This window comes from Actinotalea ferrariae CF5-4, assembly GCF_000603945.1.
Lineage (GTDB): Bacteria > Actinomycetota > Actinomycetes > Actinomycetales > Cellulomonadaceae > Actinotalea > Actinotalea ferrariae.
Genome location: NZ_AXCW01000182.1, coordinates 1 through 1,537 on the forward strand (window position 1 = coordinate 1; position 1,537 = coordinate 1,537).

At 74.4% G+C, this 1,537-nt stretch carries 2 protein-coding genes; both read right to left on the reverse strand.

The genetic code is table 11. From position 1 onward, the window contains the following. Positions 1 to 62: 62 nt before the first annotated feature. Positions 63 to 1,094 carry an alpha-ketoacid dehydrogenase subunit beta gene (locus N866_RS13775; protein ID WP_034227332.1) on the reverse strand — a complete coding sequence of 344 codons (1,032 nt, stop codon included), beginning with the start codon at positions 1,092 to 1,094 and terminating at the stop codon, positions 63 to 65. Continuing rightward, the coding region (locus tag N866_RS13780; protein ID WP_034227334.1) for a thiamine pyrophosphate-dependent enzyme at positions 1,091 to 1,537 on the reverse strand (447 nt) is incomplete at its 5' end. The genes N866_RS13775 and N866_RS13780, both read right to left, overlap by 4 nt.

Sequence of the window (1,537 nt, forward strand, 5' to 3'; positions counted from 1 at the left end):
CGGGGTGCGGGTGGGCGGTGCGACGTCCGCACGTCCGCAGCCGGACGGGCGGACCGATCCTCTCAGTGCGCGAACGACCGTTCGACGGCCTCCAGGACGCGCTCGACGCTCGGCAGGTAGTCGTGCTCGAGCCGGGACACCGGGTACGGCGTGTGGAACCCGCCGACCCGCAGCACCGGCGCCTCCAGGTGGTAGAAGCACTCCTCGCTGATCCGGGCCGCGACCTCGCCGCCGGTGCCGTACAGCGTGGGGGCCTCGTGGACGACGACGCACCGGCCCGTGCGCCGGACGGACTCGGCCACGGTCGCCGTGTCGAGCGGGGAGATCGTGCGCAGGTCGACGACCTCGACGCTGCGTCCGGTCTGCGCCGCGGCGTCGGCGGCCCGGAGCGCCGTCGTCACCGACGGGCCGTGGGCGACGAGGGTGACGTCGGTGCCGCGGCGGACGACCCGGGCCCGGTCCAGCCCGTCCCCGGTCGTCCGGCCGAGGTCGACCTCGGCCTTGTCCCAGTACCGCGCCTTGGGCTCGAGGAAGATCACGGGGTCCGGCGAGGCGATCGCCTCCTGGATCATCGTGAACGCGTCGGCCGGCGTGGCCGGGGAGACCACGCGCAGGCCTGCGGTGTGGGCGAACAGCACCTCGGGGGACTCGGAGTGGTGCTCCACCGCGCCGATGCCGCCGCCGTAGGGGATCCGGATCACGACGGGGAGCGCGAGGCGGCCCTGCGAGCGGTAGTGCATCTTCGCGAGCATCGTCGTGATCTGGTCGAACGCGGGGAAGACGAACCCGTCGAACTGGATCTCGCAGACCGGCCGGTACCCGCGCAGCGCGAGGCCGATCGCCGTGCCGACGATGCCGGACTCCGCGAGCGGGGTGTCGACCACCCGGTCCGGGCCGAAGTCCTTCTGGAGCCCGTCCGTGACGCGGAAGACGCCGCCGAGCTGCCCGATGTCCTCGCCCATGAGCAGGACCGTCGGGTCGTCCTCGAGCGCGCGGCGCATGCCGAGGTTGAGCGCCTTGCCCAGCGTCACGCGCTCGGTGCCGGCCGCCGGGCCGGCCGCGGGCGCCGTCGTCGTTCGCGTGGTCGTGCTCATCGGGCACCTCCCGTGGGGGCCGCGTCCTCGAACGCGGCCTCGTACTCGGTGAACCAGCCGCGCTCGCGGTCGACGACGGCGTTCGGGGTCGCGTAGACGTGGTCGAACATCGACGGCTTCGGCGGGGCCTCCATCGCGCGCACGGTCGCGCGGACGTGCCGGCCCAGGGCCTCGGCGTCGGCCGCGACCGTCTCGAGGAACGCCTCCGGCAGCTCGCCGAGGGAGGCCAGGTACGCCCGCAGCCGGTCGATCGGGTCCTTGGCGCGCCACTCCTCCTCCTCCGCGGCCGAGCGGTAGCGCGTCGGGTCGTCGGAGGTGGTGTGCGCCCCCATCCGGTACGTGTACGCCTCGACGAAGGTCGGGCCGCCGCCGGACCGGGCCCGCTCGAGGGCCTCGAGCATCACCGCGTGGACGGCGAGGACGTCGTTGCCGTCCACGCGCAC

Excerpts from the sequence above, each read along its gene's own strand:
- N866_RS13775 (WP_034227332.1), bottom strand. The coding sequence starts at position 1,094 with ATGAGCACGACCACGCGAACGACGACGGCGCCCGCGGCCGGCCCGGCG.